Origin of the sequence: Legionella waltersii (assembly GCF_001468085.1) — a bacterium.
In the GTDB taxonomy this organism is placed as follows: Bacteria; Pseudomonadota; Gammaproteobacteria; order Legionellales; family Legionellaceae; genus Legionella; species Legionella waltersii.
Window position 1 is genome coordinate 1 of sequence record NZ_LNZB01000036.1, and the last position, 17,241, is coordinate 17,241.

Consider the following 17,241-nt stretch of genomic DNA (forward strand, 5'->3'; position numbering starts at 1 on the left):
CAAAACCTCTCAAAAGCAACATCTATTTTGAGGCAACGACTCTGTACTTATTTTGTCCTTCGGCAACACCTTTCATTGAGGCAATAGGGGTAATAAGCACAAGCCATTAATCAATCCTTCTTTCAGCTCTTTCAGGACTAGCTAATCTTAACCGTTGATGAACCCAACAAAAGATCAAATAGAATGGTATGCATTTTGTTTTTATGGGATAGGTACGGGTTCCAGTGGGGTCTGTTCCTGTTTTAGAACACCCGCTATTTTCCGCTCCCTGACGGCTGAGGGATCGACTCATTTTTTAAATGGGGTATTTATACCCAAAGTCGGGTTCTTCGCCTAATGGCGATGCCTTAAGCGGTTTCATTAGGTTCTTCTATACGCCCCGCATCGCTCCGCTTGCTGACGCGCGCGGCTCGGTTCGCACAGTACCAACCGAGCCGCGACCGTGAGGGAGCGGATTTCGAATAAACGCTATTTAGCATTAACCTGAAAAGTATTAATACACCCTTGATAAGCAACTCTGGGGCTTTTAACACTGTAATACAAATCGTGTTCTAGGCTAGAGCATACTTGCTCAGGACTTAATTGATCCAAGCATTCCGCTAAATGCTCTTTATGGCAAGCTGGAAAGATTGATTCGCTATGGCCTAAGGCATGGTATTGCTCATTAGACCAACTATGATTGTCGGTGGTGTAATAAGTCGTGAAATCCTTCACTTTATATTGGTCGTTAATCTCTAATACCTTCAAGGCTGGATTATTGTGATGGGCTCTGCTCACAGAGGGTACTGAATACGCATAAATGGTCGTACCGTCATTTAACCGAATCTTTCTAAACTCTTCCATGTGAGTATGGCTGACTAATAAAGTAATTTGATCATAGGAGTGATGGTGTTTGTTTAAAACATCTAAAAATCGCTTAACGTACATCTCATGCCAAAAATGCTTGCCATTAAAGACTAAGCCCGGAGGAATGTGCATAGCGATAATCAGTTGTTTGGCATGATTTGTTTTTAATTGATGTTCCAACCAGAACAGCTGAGTCATCGCATCTCGTTCCTGATTCGGGTATTTAGGCAAAACAATAGGCCTTTTTGCCATTTGCACGGTATTCAAAGCAATAAGTATAATGTTCTTATTTTTAGGCGTAACGTAGCTTGAGTAGTATCCACCATCGTACATGTGTGATTTATCAATCACTAAGCCCTCGCAATGCACACAAGCACCATCCCAATCTAAGGCATTCGTCAGGGGGGATTTCCCGTCGACTTCAAAAGGTTGATAGTTCCCACTCAAAGAATCGTTGTTACCCGGAATGTAAAACATGGGTTTTGCACCTTGATCTGCAAGGAACAAGCCTCTAAATACCTTCTGCTCGTACTCCTCTTTCTGGGGGGAGAGGAACAAGGAATGGGTTGGCAAATCACCCAGATTGAGTATGAAATCTGCTTTTTTAGACAATTCCGTCAATTTATTAAGGGAGATCTCTAGAAACTCGTTCCCAGTATCTTGTCCATCGGCAGAAGTGTTATTCACTCCGTAGTGAATATCGGAAATGAGTAAGGCGTTTGTCGAAGAATAGGCTAGAGAAGTAAAACAAAAAGCCAACAGAACAACTCTCAAAATACTCAACTTATCCTCCCAACATCAAATGACCTGACCGTCTAATTGTTCTCATTTCCACACGTCATTATACCAAACTATTGAGAGAATTGAGAGAACCGTGTTATAGGGACTCTCTGATTATCCAGGTCCTCTGAACATCATTGTCTTGCATAGACGATTCCATCCACATAAGCATTGGCTTCCCTGATGAGCTGACCGGTAATGACTTTGAGGCCAGTGCAACAGCAAAAGGATATTTCTTGCCAAGCGTTTGCAAAGACGTCCAAACACGATTAGCATCGGATTGAGAGTCAGAAACGATTAATTCATTCCCTCGATAGACTACGTTCACGGCTTGACCTTTTAGTGCTTGTCTGACTACCAGCTCTAAGCGTCTCCATCGTGCCAAGCGACTTTGTTGAACACTCCCTTGAGTTGAAGCAGCTTGAAAATTAACCTGACTGTGTGGGGCAAAGACATGAGCGAGCCTGCTGCTACTGGGGCGTTGTTGTAAAAAGAACGCCGTGAGTGCATCCAATACAGGACGCCCAGGTCCAGACGATTTTCCAGGCAGACGATTAATGTACATAGCAAACACCAAGGTATGGCCATTTGCGGTGTACAAATAACCCGACAGACTGTTCATTCCAGTCATAGTACCCGTTTTGGCTCTCACAAAACCTTTCTGATTTGCCGTTTTAAATCGTTTTTGCAGAGTTCCATCGTGCCCTGAAATAGGTAAGGCAGAAATGTACTCATAAGATAAGGGGAAACGTTGGTACAAGAATTTTAATAGGGAAATGGTTTGTTCTGGTGTGACTAAATTATACCGAGATAAGCCGGAGCCATCCGTGAAAACAGCGTCTTTAAAATCAATCCCAGTTTGTTTTTGCAAGAATTCTTTGATAATTGGCTGTGCTGATACCCAATTGACTGGTTTACCACTTATTTTGGACGCGGCATGCAAATAGAGACTATCCGCATATAAGTTATCCGATGGTTTTAAAGTATCGGCCATCAATAGCTTTAAGGGTCTTGAATGTTGAGTAGCAATTAACATAGTTCCATTTGGAGATTTACCAAGCGACACCTCACCGTTCAACTGGATGCCCAACTTTGCTAACTCACTCTTTATCATGCCCTGAGCATAGACCAATGGATTTTTAATGGCCATGCGTTGTTGAATTGCCCACTGTCCCACTCCAATGCAACCCGTAACCAGTAAATGATTCTCTTTATCTAACTTTAAACCAACTCCACATCCTTTCGGAGTCGCTTTAGTGGTCGCCTGATTATTTAAAACGATGGTACCACCACCATCATCGACTTCGACTATCGCAGGATCTCCCGCCTTAGCCCCTGGATTTACTGTGACTGTAAAGCGATTAGAATCCAACATTAAAGGAGCAATCGGAGCACCGTAACTATAAGACATATCTGATTTTAACCACCCTGGAGGATACGGAGGGACAGAAGCTACACTACTATCAATAATGACGTTTCCCTGTAGGGTATTCACATTCCAGTCTTTCAAAGCGGAAAGGAGTGATCGTAAATCGTTACGGTCAAAAGAAGGATCCCCACTCAGATGCAAATACACATTCCCATTCAAAACGCCATTCTGTAATTTTCCAGCATTCGTACTGATCTGATTCTTAAATTGATAATCAGCTCCTAAAGACATGAGTGCAGCTGCTTCCGAAAACAGTTTCATATTGCTGGCAGGGATAAAAAGACGGCTTGCATTTCGTTTGTATAAGGTATCTCCAGAAGTTAAATCGATAACCACAATTCCAAGGTTCACATTGGGACTTTGTCGTTTGATGAGCCTATCGACTTCTAATTGCATGCTAGCTGCAAAAGAAGTAAGCGACACTACAAAAGTAACTGTGGCAGTCAGTATCCGTTTCATCTGTTTGAGTTCCTTATTGAACTTGATTCACTTTCTGCTAATCATATCTTAAGCCCAAGCGCTCCAAAAGACCTGCTAGCGTATCATTATCAAAAAACTTAACTTGCAACCACCCACCCTGTTGCTCATCGTTGACAATTTGCACTGGGGCACCAACTTGTTCAGACAATATCGTTTGCAAGCGTTCAACATCTCGATCCGACTTGGGATTTCGGGGTTGATTCACTTCTTGTGCCTTAAACGATTTGATGGCTTGTTCCAAATGACGAACTGACCATTCTTCCTTCATGACTTGATCAGCAAAAAATTCTTGATGAATGGCATCTAAACCGACTAAGACTCGAGCATGCCCAAGACTTAACAGTCGCTCTCGCAAAAAATCTTTAACCCTGTCAGTTAAGGTCAATAAACGCAAAATGTTGGCGATATGACTTCGAGATTTTCCGACTAAAACGGCCAGCTCGTCTTGCTGATAATGAAATTCGTCGATGAGACGCCTATAGCCTTGTGCCTCTTCAATTAAATTCAAATCCTGTCGCTGGATATTCTCAATTAAAGTCAGGGCACAAGCTTGTTTATCCGTGTATTCACCTACGATGCATGGAACTTCCGTTAGACCAGCTAGTTTTGCAGCTCTCCATCTTCTTTCGCCAGCAATAATTTCATAGCGATCTTTCGCGATTGTTCGAACGACTAGGGGCTCAATAAGCCCTTGGGAAGCGATTGAATGAGCAAGTTCTTGCAATGCCGAGGCGTTAAAATCCTGTCTAGGTTGAAATCGACCGGCTTGGAGATTATCAACAGCCACATAACAAAATTGATTTGGCATACATCATGAGAACAATAAATGGGTTCTAAATTGTTTCACACTCTGCCGAATAATGGAATCTTTAACCTCAATTCGGCAGCAGTTTCAACGGCCGAATTGAGGTTAAGGTGTTGGAATACAGGTTTGTTCGCTCACAGCATTCGTTTGTCGTTTTGGCTCCTGCGCAAAGAAGCTTAAAGCAGGATTGTATTTTCGACAAACACAATCGGACTGCATTTGTTCGGCAAAATCGGGGTATCTATCCATTAGTTCTCTACCCTGTTTCATGATGTAGGAATCACCTGATTTTTGGATCAGTCTCATGTAATGAGCAGCTGTCAAAAGATCGGTTGCAGAACCTGTTTTTAAATATAGGTCACAAACAGCCAGCATGGCGTTGGTGCTGCCTTCTGCAGCAGCTTGAAGCATCATTTGTTTGTATTGAGCAGAGCCAGGAGCATAAACCATTGCAAGATGGTACATGGCAATAGGATTAGTCTTAGCCAGCACCCTCATTTCTGGCAAATGCCTGATCACAGCTTGCTTTAAAGCGGGATCATTAGGATTGCTTTGCAATTGAGCGACTAGTGCAGCAAACTCAGTGCTTGAATCTAATTGAGCGGCCATAAAAACCTACCTATCGTTATATTTCATACTTTGGACTGATGAAAAACTTCCAATCTCTTCTTTGAACAAAATTTCATTGAGTGTAGTACATCTAAAACTGTTCATTGCAAAATAGCCATGAAATTTTTTCTAAGTCCTGGTTTCAATAATCAACAGGATAAATGTTCAAAATTAAGGCATAATTAAATCTTGATAATTTTACGGTTTTTTTACAATTGAATACTCATTTTTGTAGGTCAAAAAGGGTTTCTTAACGATTTTGAAATCTTTTTTGATTCATTTCCGCTCCCTTACAGTCGCGGCTCGGTTCACTCCCTGCTGTGACTAGGTTTTGATTCAGACAACAAAGAAGAAACCGAGCCGCGCGCGTCAGCAAGCGGACCGATGTGGGCCGTATAGAAGAACCTAATGACACCGCTTAAGGCAGCGCCATTAGGCGAAGCACCCAACCTTTGGTATAAATGCCCCATTCTACGGTCCCCATGTTCAGGAAAGAAACGTTATATCTTCCTTAAAACACAATAAAAAAACCCATCCATGCCATAATCCCCTGGTAAAATCTGAACACCATACCCAGTATTTCTCCCCCAAGAACAATGAATTGGCTCCACTTGGCAATTGGGATGTTTTGCGACAAACCATTTCATTTGATCTTCATTTTCCTCTTTTAAAATAGAGCAGGTGGCGTAGACCATTAGTCCACCAGGAACCAACAAGGGCCATAGAGACTCCAACATATCCCTTTGCAACTGTGTAACAACCTCAACTTCTTCGGGGGTTCGTAACAGCTTGATGTCAGGATGACGTCGAATCACTCCAATTGCCGAACAAGGAGCATCCAATAAAATCCGGTCGAACAATTGCCCATCCCACCATGTCTCAGGCCTAGTTGCATTCCCTACTCGTACATCTGCTTGCAAACCCAAACGCTGTAAATTTTCATGAACCTTGTCTAAGCGCTTTTCTTCAATATCAAGTGCAATACAACGGTTTAAACTAGGCTCATACTCCAGAATATGGCATGTTTTACCACCAGGAGCACAACAGGCATCTAGGACTTTTTGATCAGGCTGCAAAGACAATAAGTTGACCGCCAATTGCGCTGCTGCATCTTGGACTGATACAGCACCATCAACAAACCCTGGTAGTTGAGTGACGTCCATAGGGGAAAGTAAGTTAACGGCATCTTCAGCAATAGGATGTTTTATCGCCTCTATTCCAGCTGATTTAAGTTGCTTTAAATAATTTTCCACGCTGTTTTTTTGATGATTAACTCTCAAGGTCATTGGAGGATGTTCATTATTGGCTTTGGCAATATCGGGCCATTGTTCTGGCCAATCCTTTTGCATACGCTTTGATAACCATAGAGGATGACCAAAGAGGTAATTGGGCTCATTGGCCAATTGCCTCAAGAGTTCAGCTGTATTGCGACAGAAGTTTCTTAATACAGCATTCACTAGACCTTTAGCCCATTCCTTTTTGATAGGCCTTAACAAATCCACGGTTTCTTTTACAGCGGCGTACTCTGGCTTTTTGAGATAGTGAAGCTGGTACAAACCGATATAGACAACCAAACAAACGTCCAAATCCTTTGGTCTTTTCTTCATTAGTGTATCGGCTATCGCTTGCAGGCGAAAAAAATGGCGGCAGACCCCATAACACATTTCCTTCGCTGCAGGAGTCGCGTTGAACGTTAAAAACAAATGCGACAAAGAGGCTTTTTTCTCAAGGAGTTCAACCAAGATATTGACTGCTTGGAGTCTTTCATTGACCTTCATTGCAATATCATACCGATTTGCAACATGGTTTTCCCAGAGTTTAACCAGTCTTTTACAGACATGGCCTTAGCTCCAGGAAATTGAATGGTTTCTATCAATAAGCAACCAGAGCCTGCAGCAACCAACATTCCTTTTTTATCTAGGCTTATTATTGAGCCAGGTGCTTTTGAAGACTCTGATTGAATCACTGAGGCTTTATGGATACGTAAAAGCTCTGTACCAACAAGCGTGTATGCTATAGGCCAAGGATTATAGGCTCGAATTGAACGATCAATATCAAGCGCTGATCGATGCCAATCAATATGAGCATCTTCTTTATTGATTTTTCCAGCATAGGTGGCTAAATCGTTTCTTTGCACCTCAGGCTTTGCCGTGTTTGCTTCTACAGCATCCAGTGTGTTTAACAGTGGTTTTACTGATAATTGTGCAAGCTCATCATGTAGACTACCTGCAGTTTCACCAGGCCTGATGCAGTACTCTGCTTTAGACAGCATGTCTCCTGTATCCATTCCTACATCCATTTGCATCAATGTCACTCCAGATTTTTCATCTCCAGAGAGAATGGCATGCTGTATGGGTGAAGCTCCTCTCCATCTTGGTAATAATGAAGCATGAACGTTAATACAACCTAAACGCGGAATATCCAGCACTGATCTTGGTAGAATTAAGCCATAGGCGATAACTACCAGGACATCCGGTTTTAATGCCTCTAGCTCTGCAATAGGCTCAGAACTTTTGAAATTCAGGGGTTGGTACACGGGTAAGTGATGATGAAGAGCCCATTCTTTCACCGCGGAGGCTTGTAATTTTCTTCCACGACCAGAAGGTCTATCGGGTTGAGTATAGATAGCTTTCAATTGGTGCCTCGATTGCAATATAGCATCTAGACAAGGCAAACCAAACTCTGGTGTTCCTGCAAAAACGATTGATAAACCACTCATGACTTGCGTGAGTTTAGACGTTTGAATTTATCCAACTTGCGACGAGCAACCATTCGCTTTAATGGTGAAAGTAAATCAATAAATAATTTACCATTTAAATGATCAATCTCGTGCTGTAGACACTCACCGAGCAACCCATCAGCAGTTATTTCAAAGGGTTTACCTGTTCTGTCTAATGCCTTTACAGTCACTTTCTCGGCACGAATCACTTTGTCATAAGCACCGGGCACTGATAAACATCCTTCTTCGTATTCGCGCTCACCATGAGTAGACACGATTTCAGGATTGATAATAACCAATTGCTCTGTTTTATCACCAAGCACATCAATGACAGACAAACGCAAGCTTACCCCAATTTGCGGTGCAGCAAGACCTACTCCACGCGCGTCGTACATGGTCTCAAACATATCATCAATTAGAGTTTGCAGCTCATCATTAAAGGTTTCGACAGGTTTTGCTATTTTTCTTAAGCGTTCATCAGGTAAATAAAGAATCTTACGAATAGCCATTATTTATCTAGTTCTCAACATAATAATCATGATATTATCCCTTAAAGACACCAGTACCGCAAGATGCCGAGGATTAATTAAAGGACTGATTCATGAGATATTACCTACTTATTTTCTGTTTCATAATACCTTCCTTCTGCCAGGCACTTAGTTTACGCCCTGATTCACCTAAACGCTACGTTGTACAGCACGGCGATACTTTATGGGGTATTTCCAGTCGATATTTAAAGAACCCTTGGGAATGGAAGGCCCTATGGCGAGCAAATCCCAACATTAAAAATCCAGACCGTTTATACCCTGGAGCTATACTCGTCTTAGAATACTATCAAGACATGCCATACATTCGAGTATTATCCAATGGAACGGTCAAATTATCGCCTAGCATCCGACTCACACAAGTCGACGAGGCAGTTCCACCAATCCCCTTAGGAGATATAAAACCCTTTTTGGATGAATCTTTGATTCTAGACGCAGACGTATTAAGTCGTGCTCCCTACGTTGTTGCGTTGATGGGTGAGCGAATGTTAGGTGGTCAAGGCGATGAAGTTTATGTGAAGGGCCTCCACCGATCAAAAGAACTGCCTGTCGGCGGTACAATAGCCTACTCGATTTTCAGAGGAGGAAAGGACTATTTTGATCCCATCACCAATGAGTTACTTGGGTATAAAGCCGTTCTAGTTGGCTACGGTGAATTGCTTGCTGGCGGAGATCCTGCGACTGTTCTGCTCACCAGCATTAATGTGGGCATCATGATTGGAGATGCAGTGCTCATCAACAATCATCCTGAATTTGAATTGTATTTTGAGCCCGAAACACCTGAGACCACAGTTAAAGGCTATATCATTGAAATGCCCATCAACATGCCTCAGGGAACCAGTCAAGGAGCTGTAGGCGGAGTACTTGTACTTAGTATCGGGGAGCAGGCGGGATTAAAACCTGGCGATGTCTTAGGAATTTATGGTAAGCAGCGTTTTGTCAATGACCCTAAAAATCGAATTCAACCCATTAAGCTACCTCAAGAACGCCTTGGCGAAGCAATGGTTTTCAGAACCTTCACAAAAACCAGTTACGCCTTAGTCGTTAGATCCACCAGAGCCATAAACCTTTTTGACACAGTGACCAACCCATGACAAATCTACGCCCACTCCTCGCACTAAACCGAATCGAAAAAGTTGGCCCCCTGACAGTATTCAAGCTATTGGAAAAATGGCCTGATTTGAATGAGATGTTTAGTTTGTCAGTTATGAAATTAGAACAGGCCGGACTGCCATCATGGTTAGCATCCAAGATAAGCCAATTTAATTTGGATAACACAACTGTCGATCTGGATTGGGAAAATGCAGATGAAAATCATACTATTTTAACTTGGGATTCTCCTGAATACCCCTCGTTACTCAAAGAAATTCATAATCCACCGTTTATTTTGTATGCAAAAGGCCAGCTCTCCTCTCTAGATCAACCTCAAATCGCTGTAGTAGGAAGCAGAAATCCATCAATAACTGGAAGTGAAAACGCCAAACAGTTTTCCAAAGAACTTGCATTGCATCACCTAACCATTGTGAGTGGTTTGGCTTTAGGAATAGATGCACAAGCTCATATTGGCTGTCTCGAAGCAAAAGGTAAAACAATCGCTGTATTAGGTACTGGAATTGACACCATATACCCCCGCCGTCATAGACAACTTGCAGAGCAAATAGGCCAAAATGGCTTAATATTAAGTGAATTTCCTTTAAAAAGTCCTCCAATCGCTGGACATTTTCCCCGTAGAAATCGTATAATAAGTGGTTTGTCCTTGTGCATTTTGGTTATTGAGGCGGCGATTAAGAGCGGTTCATTAATTACAGCAAAGATGGCGCTTGAACAAAATCGTGATGTTTTAGCTATTCCAGGCTCCATTCACAATCCAATGGCTAGAGGCTGCCATTATTTGTTGCAGCAAGGAGCAAAACTAGTAACCTCAGTACATGATGTGCTTGAAGAGTTAAACCTAGAAGAACCATTAACAGGTTCGAAGAAGTCTGATTTCCCTCTTGCAAGCGAGAAGGAAAACCTAGTAAAGTTCATTGGTTTTGAAACCACAACCATTGACCAAATGATAGAACGAAGTGGTTATAGTGTAGAACAAGTGACCAATCAACTGGCTAAATTAGAACTGCAAGGTATGATCACAGCAATACCTGGCGGCTATACAAGGTGTTAATATGAAAGATAATTTATTTGAACTATTATTAAATCTGTTTGAAACAAGCCTCACCCAAATACAAAAAGAACAAACATCAAGTGAAGATATTGATACCACTGATTTAATTGATGCCGAAGTATTAAGCCAAGAAAACCAATTTTTAGTGATTAAATCACAGGAAATTGATTCCACCCGCGTATTCACTTACGCAGAACAAATGAAACTGACTAAAGCCAGCTATCAGTTTCTTATACGCATGAAGCTATGGAACGTTCTCGACGAGACTCATTTCGAACACATACTCAATCAACTCCAGTTCTCAGACTCTCGTATTGTAACCTTGCAAGAAACAAAATGGACCATTCGAAATGCTCTCGCAGATCATTTAACTGAAAATCAGTTATCATTTCTTGATCTTGTGCTATATCAAACAGAAGACAAAATTGAAATTCATTAATTTTAATGTTCTAAATAAGGTGATATAGATTGAGGGATTCCAAATCCCTATAGAGAATCATAACCAGATTAAGGATAAGGTTTATTTGATATGAGTAAACACTTGGTGATCGTTGAGTCACCCGCAAAAGCAAAAACAATTCAAAAGTACCTCGGTGGCGATTACGACGTCCTAGCCTCCTATGGCCACGTCCGTGATTTACCACCTCGAAAAGGATCTGTCAATCCGGATAAACACTTTCTCATGACCTACATGCCCATCGAAAAAAATGCCAGGCATATAGAAACCATCGCCAAAGCATTAAAAAAATCCGACTCCTTATTGCTTGCAACGGACCCTGATAGAGAAGGCGAGGCCATTTCATGGCATATTTTTGAATTGATGAAAGAGCGCAATTTATTGAAGGATAAATCAGTTCACCGAATATTTTTCAATGAGATTACTAAATCCGCGATTCAAGACGCAATTAATAATCCACGGGATATTTCCATGGATTTAGTCAATGCCCAGCAAGCACGGCGAGCTTTAGATTACCTTGTGGGATTTAATTTATCTCCCTTGCTTTGGAAAAAAATCAGACGTGGTCTATCTGCTGGACGTGTACAAAGCCCCGCTCTTCGATTAATTGTGGAAAGAGAAGAGGAAATAGAACGTTTTGTCTCCCAAGAGTACTGGAAAATACTTGCCCAATGTCATCACAATAAAGCAGATTTTGAAGCACGCCTAACGCACTTTCATGATGAAAAATTACAACAATTTTCTATTGCAGACAATAAACATGCTCAAGACGTAAAAGCCAAGCTTCTGGATCAGGCACAAGGGATTTTAACAGTCAGCCAAGTTGAGAAAAAGCAACGTAAACGTCGTCCTTCACCACCCTTTATTACCTCAACATTACAGCAAGAGGCCGCTAGAAAGTTAGGATTTACCTCCCGAAAGACGATGATGGTTGCACAGCAACTCTACGAAGGAATTGATATTGGAACTGGAACAGTGGGTTTAATCACCTACATGAGAACCGACTCTGTCAGCCTTGCAAATGAGGCAATTGAGGAAATTAGAGGATTTATAACCCAACGATATGGACAGGATAATTGCCCAAGTGCGCCAAGACTGTATAAAACCAAATCAAAAAATGCCCAGGAAGCCCATGAAGCCATCAGGCCTACTTCAATAAAGAGAACACCCGAACTTGTTCAGAATGCATTAACCGCTGATCAATTGAAGTTGTATAGCCTGATCTGGAAACGAACACTAGCCTCACAAATGGCCGATGCTGTTTTAGATACAGTTAGTGTTGATTTCAATTGTGGAAAAGGAAACGTGTTCCGCGCTAATGGCTCAACAATCACCTTCTCTGGCTTTTTAAGCGTGTATGAAGAGGGTCGTGACGACACAAAAGACGATGAAACCGATGGAGGTCTATTACCCTCCTTTGTCGTTGGAGAAAAAGTAAAGCTGAATGACATCCAAACAAGCCAACACTTTACCGAACCCCCACCACGCTATTCGGAGGCAACATTAGTTAAAGCTCTTGAGGAATATGACATTGGTAGACCGTCCACCTATGCATCGATTATTCATACTTTGCAACAACGAGAATACGTTATTGTCGACAAAAAGCGATTTCTTCCTACGGATGTTGGTCGCATTGTGAATCGTTTTCTCACCAATTATTTTACTCGCTACGTGGATTATCAATTTACGGCAGGTCTTGAAGATACACTGGATGCTGTAGCCCGTGGTGAAAAAGACTGGGTACCCGTATTGGAAGAATTTTGGCAACCATTCGTCAGTCAAATTCAAGAAACAGATGAACAAGTACATCGAAAAGACATCACGACCGAAATCCTAGAAGAGCAATGCCCAAAATGCCAAAAACCGCTGTCTATCCGACTAGGCAAACGTGGCCGTTTTATTGGTTGTACAGGGTATCCTGATTGTGATTACACTCAAGACATGAGTGGCCAAGAAGGTGATAAAGCAGAACCTGAAGTTGTTGAAGGAAGAGATTGCCCACAATGCCATCATGCTTTGCATATAAAAACAGGCCGTTACGGACGCTTTATCGGGTGCAGCAATTACCCACAATGCAAACACATGGAGCCTCTTGAAAAACCGGCAGATACAGGGGTCACTTGCCCTAAATGCCATAATGCGAAGATCCTACAAAGAAAATCCAGGAAGGGAAAAATATTCTTTTCTTGTGGGGATTACCCCAAATGCGATTACGCTCTATGGAACGAACCCATTGATACGCCATGCCCAAAATGTTCTTGGCCTATTTTAACGCTGAAAGAAAGTAAAAAATTCGGACGCCAAATCTTATGTCCCAAAGAAGGATGTGGGTATTCTGAGAAAGAAGATTAGAGTAGATCATTTTTTATCCGCTTGCTGACGCGCGCGGCTCGGTTCCCCCCCCCCAAAATCCAAACCCACAGCAACCGAGCCGCGACCATAAGGGAGCGGATAAATAGGAATGTTGGGGACTGGAATGTTGGGGACTGGAATGTTGGGGACTGGAATGTTGGGGACTGGAATGTTGGGGACTGGAATGTTGGGGACGGACCCCACTGGGGTCCGTCCCCATTCGCATGCCCATTCGCACGCCCATTCGCACGCCATTCACAATTCCATGTCGTCGACACCAACTACACAACCTGGCCAGCAGCCCAACCCGAAGACCAAGCCCATTGAAAATTATATCCCCCGAGCCAACCCGTTACATCTAACGCTTCTCCAATGAAATAAAGACCAGGAACAGTATTCACTTCCATGGTTTTTGAAGAAAGCTCATTGCAATCAACACCACCAAGAGTCACCTCAGCAGTACGGTATCCTTCAGTACCATTCGGTTGAATGGTCCATTGATGTATCAAAGAAGACACCGTCACCAAATCGTTGTTGGAGCAATCAGCTAGTTTCTTACTGGACAAGGACTCTGGGACTAAAATGTCCACCACTCGTTTAGGCAAATAAGTAGCCAAAACCGAATGCATTTGTTTGTTCGCTGTAGACATTCTATGCGACTTCAAAGTGTCCAACAGATTGTGCTCAGGCAACAAATTAACATGAATAGGCTCACCAGGATTCCAATAACTGGACAATTGTAATATGGCAGGTCCACTGAGTCCTCGATGTGTAAACAGCACTTGTTCACGAAAATTGATGCGCTTATTAAAGGCCAGGCTATCCACACTCACACCAGAGAGAGTAGAAAGTCGCTCTTTATCAGGAGCATCAAGCGTCAAAGGGACAAGCCCTGCTCGAGTAGGCCATACCTTTAGACCAAATTCCTCTGCGATTTTGTAGGCAAAAGGGCTTGCACCCATTGTTGGGATCGACAAACCTCCGCTAGCAATAACAACAGATTGGCATTGATAGCGACCTTTATTGGAGTTGATTTTGTAGTCGTTGATAGTCCGTTGAATTTTCTCAATTGAAGTCTGTAGCTGTACGGTCACCTGATGGGTTTCACATTCCTTCAGTAGCATATCTACAATGTCTTTTGATTTGTTGTCACAAAAGAGTTGCCCAAGGGTTTTTTCATGAAAGGGAATTTTGTGCCTTTTTACTAATTCGATAAAGTCCCATTGGGTGTATCTGCTTAAAGCGGATTTAAAAAAATGGGGGTTGTGTGAGAGGTATTTCTCAGGTTCAATGTAATAATTGGTAAAATTACAACGACCCCCACCTGACATGAGAATTTTTTTCCCAGCTTTATTGGCATGATCCAAAACCAAAACGCTGCGCTTACGTTTACCCGCTTCGATAGCACAAAGAAGCCCAGCTGCACCAGCCCCAACAATAATGACATCATACGATTGCATGGAAATTGTCTTTCTTAAATTATGACCAAATTATACACACTACAAACGAATTAAGATAGATGAAAACCTTGACCACGCTTCACCCCAACAAAGGGTTTACAAACTTTTTCAAGTAAATGTCACCCCATTGATAAGACGCGTAATCGTTAATATGATCCCCATCTCTAAATAAAGGCACTCCCTCAATGTCTGCTTTACACAAACCCTGGGGACATTGTACTAATTTAGGATCGATGACAACCAATTGCTTGTACTTTTTTTGCAAGGAAGCAAATAAATGATCCAACCACTCTTGTTCCTTAGGATCATATTGATAATCACAGTTCTCTGAATTGTATTTAGTTCGAAACTTAATGTGTTCATAAAAACAAGTGTATGGATTATCTTTACTGGATACCGCAATTGATTTAATAAGCACAGGTTTGGCTCCAGAATCAATGATCCTCTGTAGAGCCTCATTTAAAGCCACTGACAAAAGCTGCCTGTTATCAGTCTCTGCACCGAAATCATCACTACTAACCAACCGATTGTCTCGTAGGTAGGCATTCCAATGTTCTGCTAAAATGACCACGTCGTAATGATTCGCTTTGATCATGGCATAGTAACGTTTCTTTTGCTGCATGCATTCTTCATAAATACTGTTGGTAACAAACCAATCCATTTGCAAAATAGTCGGCAATGCAAGGCAGGCTACTGTGGCATGTGAGAGAACCGAGAGATTAGCATCCCGAGCCAGAGTATCTACAAATCCCCAATATTGATTCGAATACGAGTCCCCTATCATTAGTCCTCTCTGTGCTTTTGTGTTTTTTGCACCTAAAACACAATGCTCACTCACTTCGATGGATTTTCGCTGTAGGCATAATGGTCGTTGAACATTTTTGTAGCGATTTAATACTTCATAGATGCCTGCTGCCTCCTTAAATCGTAAAGGATAGCCATCATGCTGCCTAATTACATAATCACTACCATGAGTGATTACTAGTGGAAATAGCAACAACAGTAAACATGAATTGACAAAGCCCATGCGATAAAATGTCCTTGTTGGTTTTTCAATATAACGCCACGATAAATAGGAAATTATAAAAACCAAAGCCAATAGTGTGATTGTTAGAGCTGAAGTCTGTTTGATATTTAAATAGTGCGACACAGCGAATATTGGCCAATGCCAAAGATACAAGGAATAAGAGATTAACCCAATAAATACAAAAGGCCTCGTTGATAACAACTTTGTGATGAATGGTCTTTTTTCTTGCTCCCCTGCAATGATCAAAACAGCCGTAGCACAGCACACAAGAAGCGTATACCAATTAGGAAATCCTGAGCTGATTTCTTTGCTCATTGCGACATAAAATAGGCTCAGAAGAGCAATAATTGCTAGACCATCTATCAACCGCTTATTTAAAACCAAGGAGTCTTTAGCCGTTGCCACCCAGGCTCCTATAAAGAACTCAAACAACCGACTTAACAATTGATAATAGGTTTTTGCAGGATTACTTACGGAAAAATACAAGCTGAGTGTAAAAAAGACCAAAATCAGCAATCCGATTGCTTTACAAGCATATTTTGCCCCAGCTATTCGCTGTAAGCCATAAACAAGAAACGGCAATAAGAAATAACATTGCCATTCAATCGATAAAGACCACGTGTGTAAAAGTGGTAATTGGTTACTGTCTGGTGAAAAATAATTGTTCGTTGCGTTTTTAAAAAAAACATTCGAAGTAAAAAGCGTCGTTTTTCGGGCGCTTTTACTGAATAGAACAAGATCATCGGGTAAATAGTAGATCAGAGCTAGCAAGGTAGTGAGCACTAATAAACAAATAAAAACAGGCTGCAAACGCCATAAGCGCCTGCTGTAAAACTCTTTAAATGAAAATTGATTGTTGTTTATCGAATAATGAATGATGCTGGTGATTAAAAATCCTGAAATGACAAAAAAAACATCAACACCAATAAATCCGGACGGTAAAAAAGACAGGCCACTATGGAAAATAAGCACAAATGCAATAGCGACTGCTCTTAATCCATCAATATCCGGTCGATAAATCACGTCACAACGTCCAGGACAATTTAACGATTACTTGGTTGAGTCTCATTCATGAGCTGTTCAATGTATCGACGACAAGTTAAAGGTTTGGATAAATAGTTAATTTGGTATTTGGTTCCACCTGTGCCAGTAATCATTAATGTGCCGTAACTGAAAATACTGCCAATGATCGACTGCCTAATATCAATCGTTTCGATTTTATTCAAGGGAATATCCACGGTTTGGCGGACAATAATGCCTGTTCGAATAATAACTTGTTTCGGTTTAATAGTAAGGGAAGAAAAATAGTAGGTTACCCAAGTCATGAAGACCCAAAGAAGGGCAAAACAGCCGATAAAAAGGCTAATTTCTTGCAATTGAACCACGTAACTGTATATGCCGATGGCAATTGCCACACCCAACAAAGGCCCCAAAAAAATGATCAAATGCAATCGAGCGAAATACACAACATTACTTTCAGAGTTCTTTTCAATCATTGGTCACCTGCTTTGGGGTTTTTCGCAATTCATCTATTTGTTATTCTATACCTAAAGCGAATCAATTGGCGA

At 41.7% G+C, this 17,241-nt stretch carries 15 protein-coding genes; 5 read left to right on the forward strand and 10 right to left on the reverse strand.

Annotation, left to right across the window (positions count from 1 at the left end):
• Nucleotides 1-468: 468 nt before the first annotated feature.
• The 7 genes from Lwal_RS06200 to def form a co-directional block, all read right to left on the reverse strand.
• On the reverse strand, nucleotides 469-1,629 hold the full coding sequence (locus Lwal_RS06200) for a metallophosphoesterase family protein (RefSeq protein WP_058479959.1): 1,161 nt from the start codon (nucleotides 1,627-1,629) through the stop codon (nucleotides 469-471).
• 94 nt (nucleotides 1,630-1,723) lie between these two features.
• Complete coding sequence (dacB, locus tag Lwal_RS06205; protein ID WP_058479960.1) at nucleotides 1,724-3,514, reverse strand: D-alanyl-D-alanine carboxypeptidase/D-alanyl-D-alanine endopeptidase; 1,791 nt, start codon at nucleotides 3,512-3,514, stop codon at nucleotides 1,724-1,726.
• A gap of 37 nt (nucleotides 3,515-3,551) precedes the next feature.
• Nucleotides 3,552-4,343 (reverse strand): ParB/RepB/Spo0J family partition protein, encoded by a 792-nt coding sequence (locus Lwal_RS06210; RefSeq protein WP_058479961.1) that lies wholly within the window; start codon nucleotides 4,341-4,343, stop codon nucleotides 3,552-3,554.
• Between the two features lie 102 nt (nucleotides 4,344-4,445).
• Nucleotides 4,446-4,949 carry a hypothetical protein gene (locus Lwal_RS06215; RefSeq protein WP_058479962.1) on the reverse strand — a complete coding sequence of 168 codons (504 nt, stop codon included), beginning with the start codon at nucleotides 4,947-4,949 and terminating at the stop codon, nucleotides 4,446-4,448.
• Nucleotides 4,950-5,449: 500 nt separating this feature from the next.
• On the reverse strand, nucleotides 5,450-6,727 hold the full coding sequence (gene rsmB, locus Lwal_RS06220) for a 16S rRNA (cytosine(967)-C(5))-methyltransferase RsmB (RefSeq protein WP_058479963.1): 1,278 nt from the start codon (nucleotides 6,725-6,727) through the stop codon (nucleotides 5,450-5,452).
• Nucleotides 6,724-7,668 carry a methionyl-tRNA formyltransferase gene (gene fmt / locus Lwal_RS06225; protein WP_058479964.1) on the reverse strand — a complete coding sequence of 315 codons (945 nt, stop codon included), beginning with the start codon at nucleotides 7,666-7,668 and terminating at the stop codon, nucleotides 6,724-6,726. The genes rsmB and fmt overlap by 4 nt, the downstream gene beginning before the upstream one ends.
• A complete protein-coding gene (gene def / locus Lwal_RS06230) occupies nucleotides 7,665-8,177 on the reverse strand; it encodes a peptide deformylase (RefSeq protein WP_058479965.1) in 513 nt (170 codons plus the stop codon). The genes fmt and def overlap by 4 nt, the downstream gene beginning before the upstream one ends.
• A 92-nt stretch (nucleotides 8,178-8,269) precedes the next feature.
• On the opposite strand from def, the gene Lwal_RS06235 reads away from it, so the two are divergent.
• From Lwal_RS06235 to Lwal_RS18175, 5 genes are all read left to right on the forward strand, one after another.
• Nucleotides 8,270-9,307, forward strand: coding sequence for a LysM peptidoglycan-binding domain-containing protein (locus Lwal_RS06235; RefSeq protein WP_058479966.1), 1,038 nt, complete (start codon nucleotides 8,270-8,272; stop codon nucleotides 9,305-9,307).
• A complete protein-coding gene (gene dprA, locus Lwal_RS06240; protein WP_058479967.1) occupies nucleotides 9,304-10,377 on the forward strand; it encodes a DNA-processing protein DprA in 1,074 nt (357 codons plus the stop codon). The genes Lwal_RS06235 and dprA overlap by 4 nt, the downstream gene beginning before the upstream one ends.
• A gap of 1 nt (nucleotide 10,378) precedes the next feature.
• Nucleotides 10,379-10,816 carry a DUF494 family protein gene (locus Lwal_RS06245; protein ID WP_058479968.1) on the forward strand — a complete coding sequence of 146 codons (438 nt, stop codon included), beginning with the start codon at nucleotides 10,379-10,381 and terminating at the stop codon, nucleotides 10,814-10,816.
• A gap of 90 nt (nucleotides 10,817-10,906) precedes the next feature.
• Nucleotides 10,907-13,186, forward strand: coding sequence for a type I DNA topoisomerase (gene topA, locus Lwal_RS06250; RefSeq protein ID WP_058479969.1), 2,280 nt, complete (start codon nucleotides 10,907-10,909; stop codon nucleotides 13,184-13,186).
• 21 nt (nucleotides 13,187-13,207) lie between these two features.
• Nucleotides 13,208-13,513: a pentapeptide repeat-containing protein gene (locus tag Lwal_RS18175; protein ID WP_202972557.1), complete on the forward strand. Its 306-nt coding sequence runs from the start codon at nucleotides 13,208-13,210 to the stop codon at nucleotides 13,511-13,513.
• On the opposite strand, the gene Lwal_RS06260 is transcribed toward Lwal_RS18175, so the two are convergent.
• The 3 genes from Lwal_RS06260 to Lwal_RS06270 form a co-directional block, all read right to left on the reverse strand.
• On the reverse strand, nucleotides 13,468-14,646 hold the full coding sequence (locus tag Lwal_RS06260; RefSeq protein WP_058479971.1) for a BaiN/RdsA family NAD(P)/FAD-dependent oxidoreductase: 1,179 nt from the start codon (nucleotides 14,644-14,646) through the stop codon (nucleotides 13,468-13,470). The genes Lwal_RS18175 and Lwal_RS06260 overlap by 46 nt on opposite strands.
• Nucleotides 14,647-14,725: 79 nt before the next feature.
• Complete coding sequence (locus tag Lwal_RS06265; protein ID WP_058479972.1) at nucleotides 14,726-16,696, reverse strand: acyltransferase family protein; 1,971 nt, start codon at nucleotides 16,694-16,696, stop codon at nucleotides 14,726-14,728.
• 20 nt (nucleotides 16,697-16,716) lie between these two features.
• Nucleotides 16,717-17,169, reverse strand: a complete 453-nt coding sequence (locus Lwal_RS06270; RefSeq protein ID WP_058479973.1) for a PH domain-containing protein — start codon at nucleotides 17,167-17,169, stop codon at nucleotides 16,717-16,719.
• Between the last annotated feature and the right edge of the window lie 72 nt (nucleotides 17,170-17,241).

Bases quoted from the DNA above. Each gene is read 5' to 3' on its own strand.
- dacB (WP_058479960.1), bottom strand. From the start codon at position 3,514: ATGAAACGGATACTGACTGCCACAGTTACTTTTGTAGTGTCGCTTACT.
- Lwal_RS06210 (WP_058479961.1), bottom strand. From the start codon at position 4,343: ATGCCAAATCAATTTTGTTATGTGGCTGTTGATAATCTCCAAGCCGGT.
- Lwal_RS06215 (WP_058479962.1), bottom strand. From the start codon at position 4,949: ATGGCCGCTCAATTAGATTCAAGCACTGAGTTTGCTGCACTAGTCGCT.
- rsmB (WP_058479963.1), bottom strand. From the start codon at position 6,727: ATGAAGGTCAATGAAAGACTCCAAGCAGTCAATATCTTGGTTGAACTC.
- fmt (WP_058479964.1), bottom strand. From the start codon at position 7,668: ATGAGTGGTTTATCAATCGTTTTTGCAGGAACACCAGAGTTTGGTTTG.
- def (WP_058479965.1), bottom strand. From the start codon at position 8,177: ATGGCTATTCGTAAGATTCTTTATTTACCTGATGAACGCTTAAGAAAA.
- Lwal_RS06235 (WP_058479966.1), top strand. From the start codon at position 8,270: ATGAGATATTACCTACTTATTTTCTGTTTCATAATACCTTCCTTCTGC.
- dprA (WP_058479967.1), top strand. From the start codon at position 9,304: ATGACAAATCTACGCCCACTCCTCGCACTAAACCGAATCGAAAAAGTT.
- Lwal_RS06245 (WP_058479968.1), top strand. From the start codon at position 10,379: ATGAAAGATAATTTATTTGAACTATTATTAAATCTGTTTGAAACAAGC.
- topA (WP_058479969.1), top strand. From the start codon at position 10,907: ATGAGTAAACACTTGGTGATCGTTGAGTCACCCGCAAAAGCAAAAACA.
- Lwal_RS06260 (WP_058479971.1), bottom strand. From the start codon at position 14,646: ATGCAATCGTATGATGTCATTATTGTTGGGGCTGGTGCAGCTGGGCTT.
- Lwal_RS06270 (WP_058479973.1), bottom strand. From the start codon at position 17,169: ATGATTGAAAAGAACTCTGAAAGTAATGTTGTGTATTTCGCTCGATTG.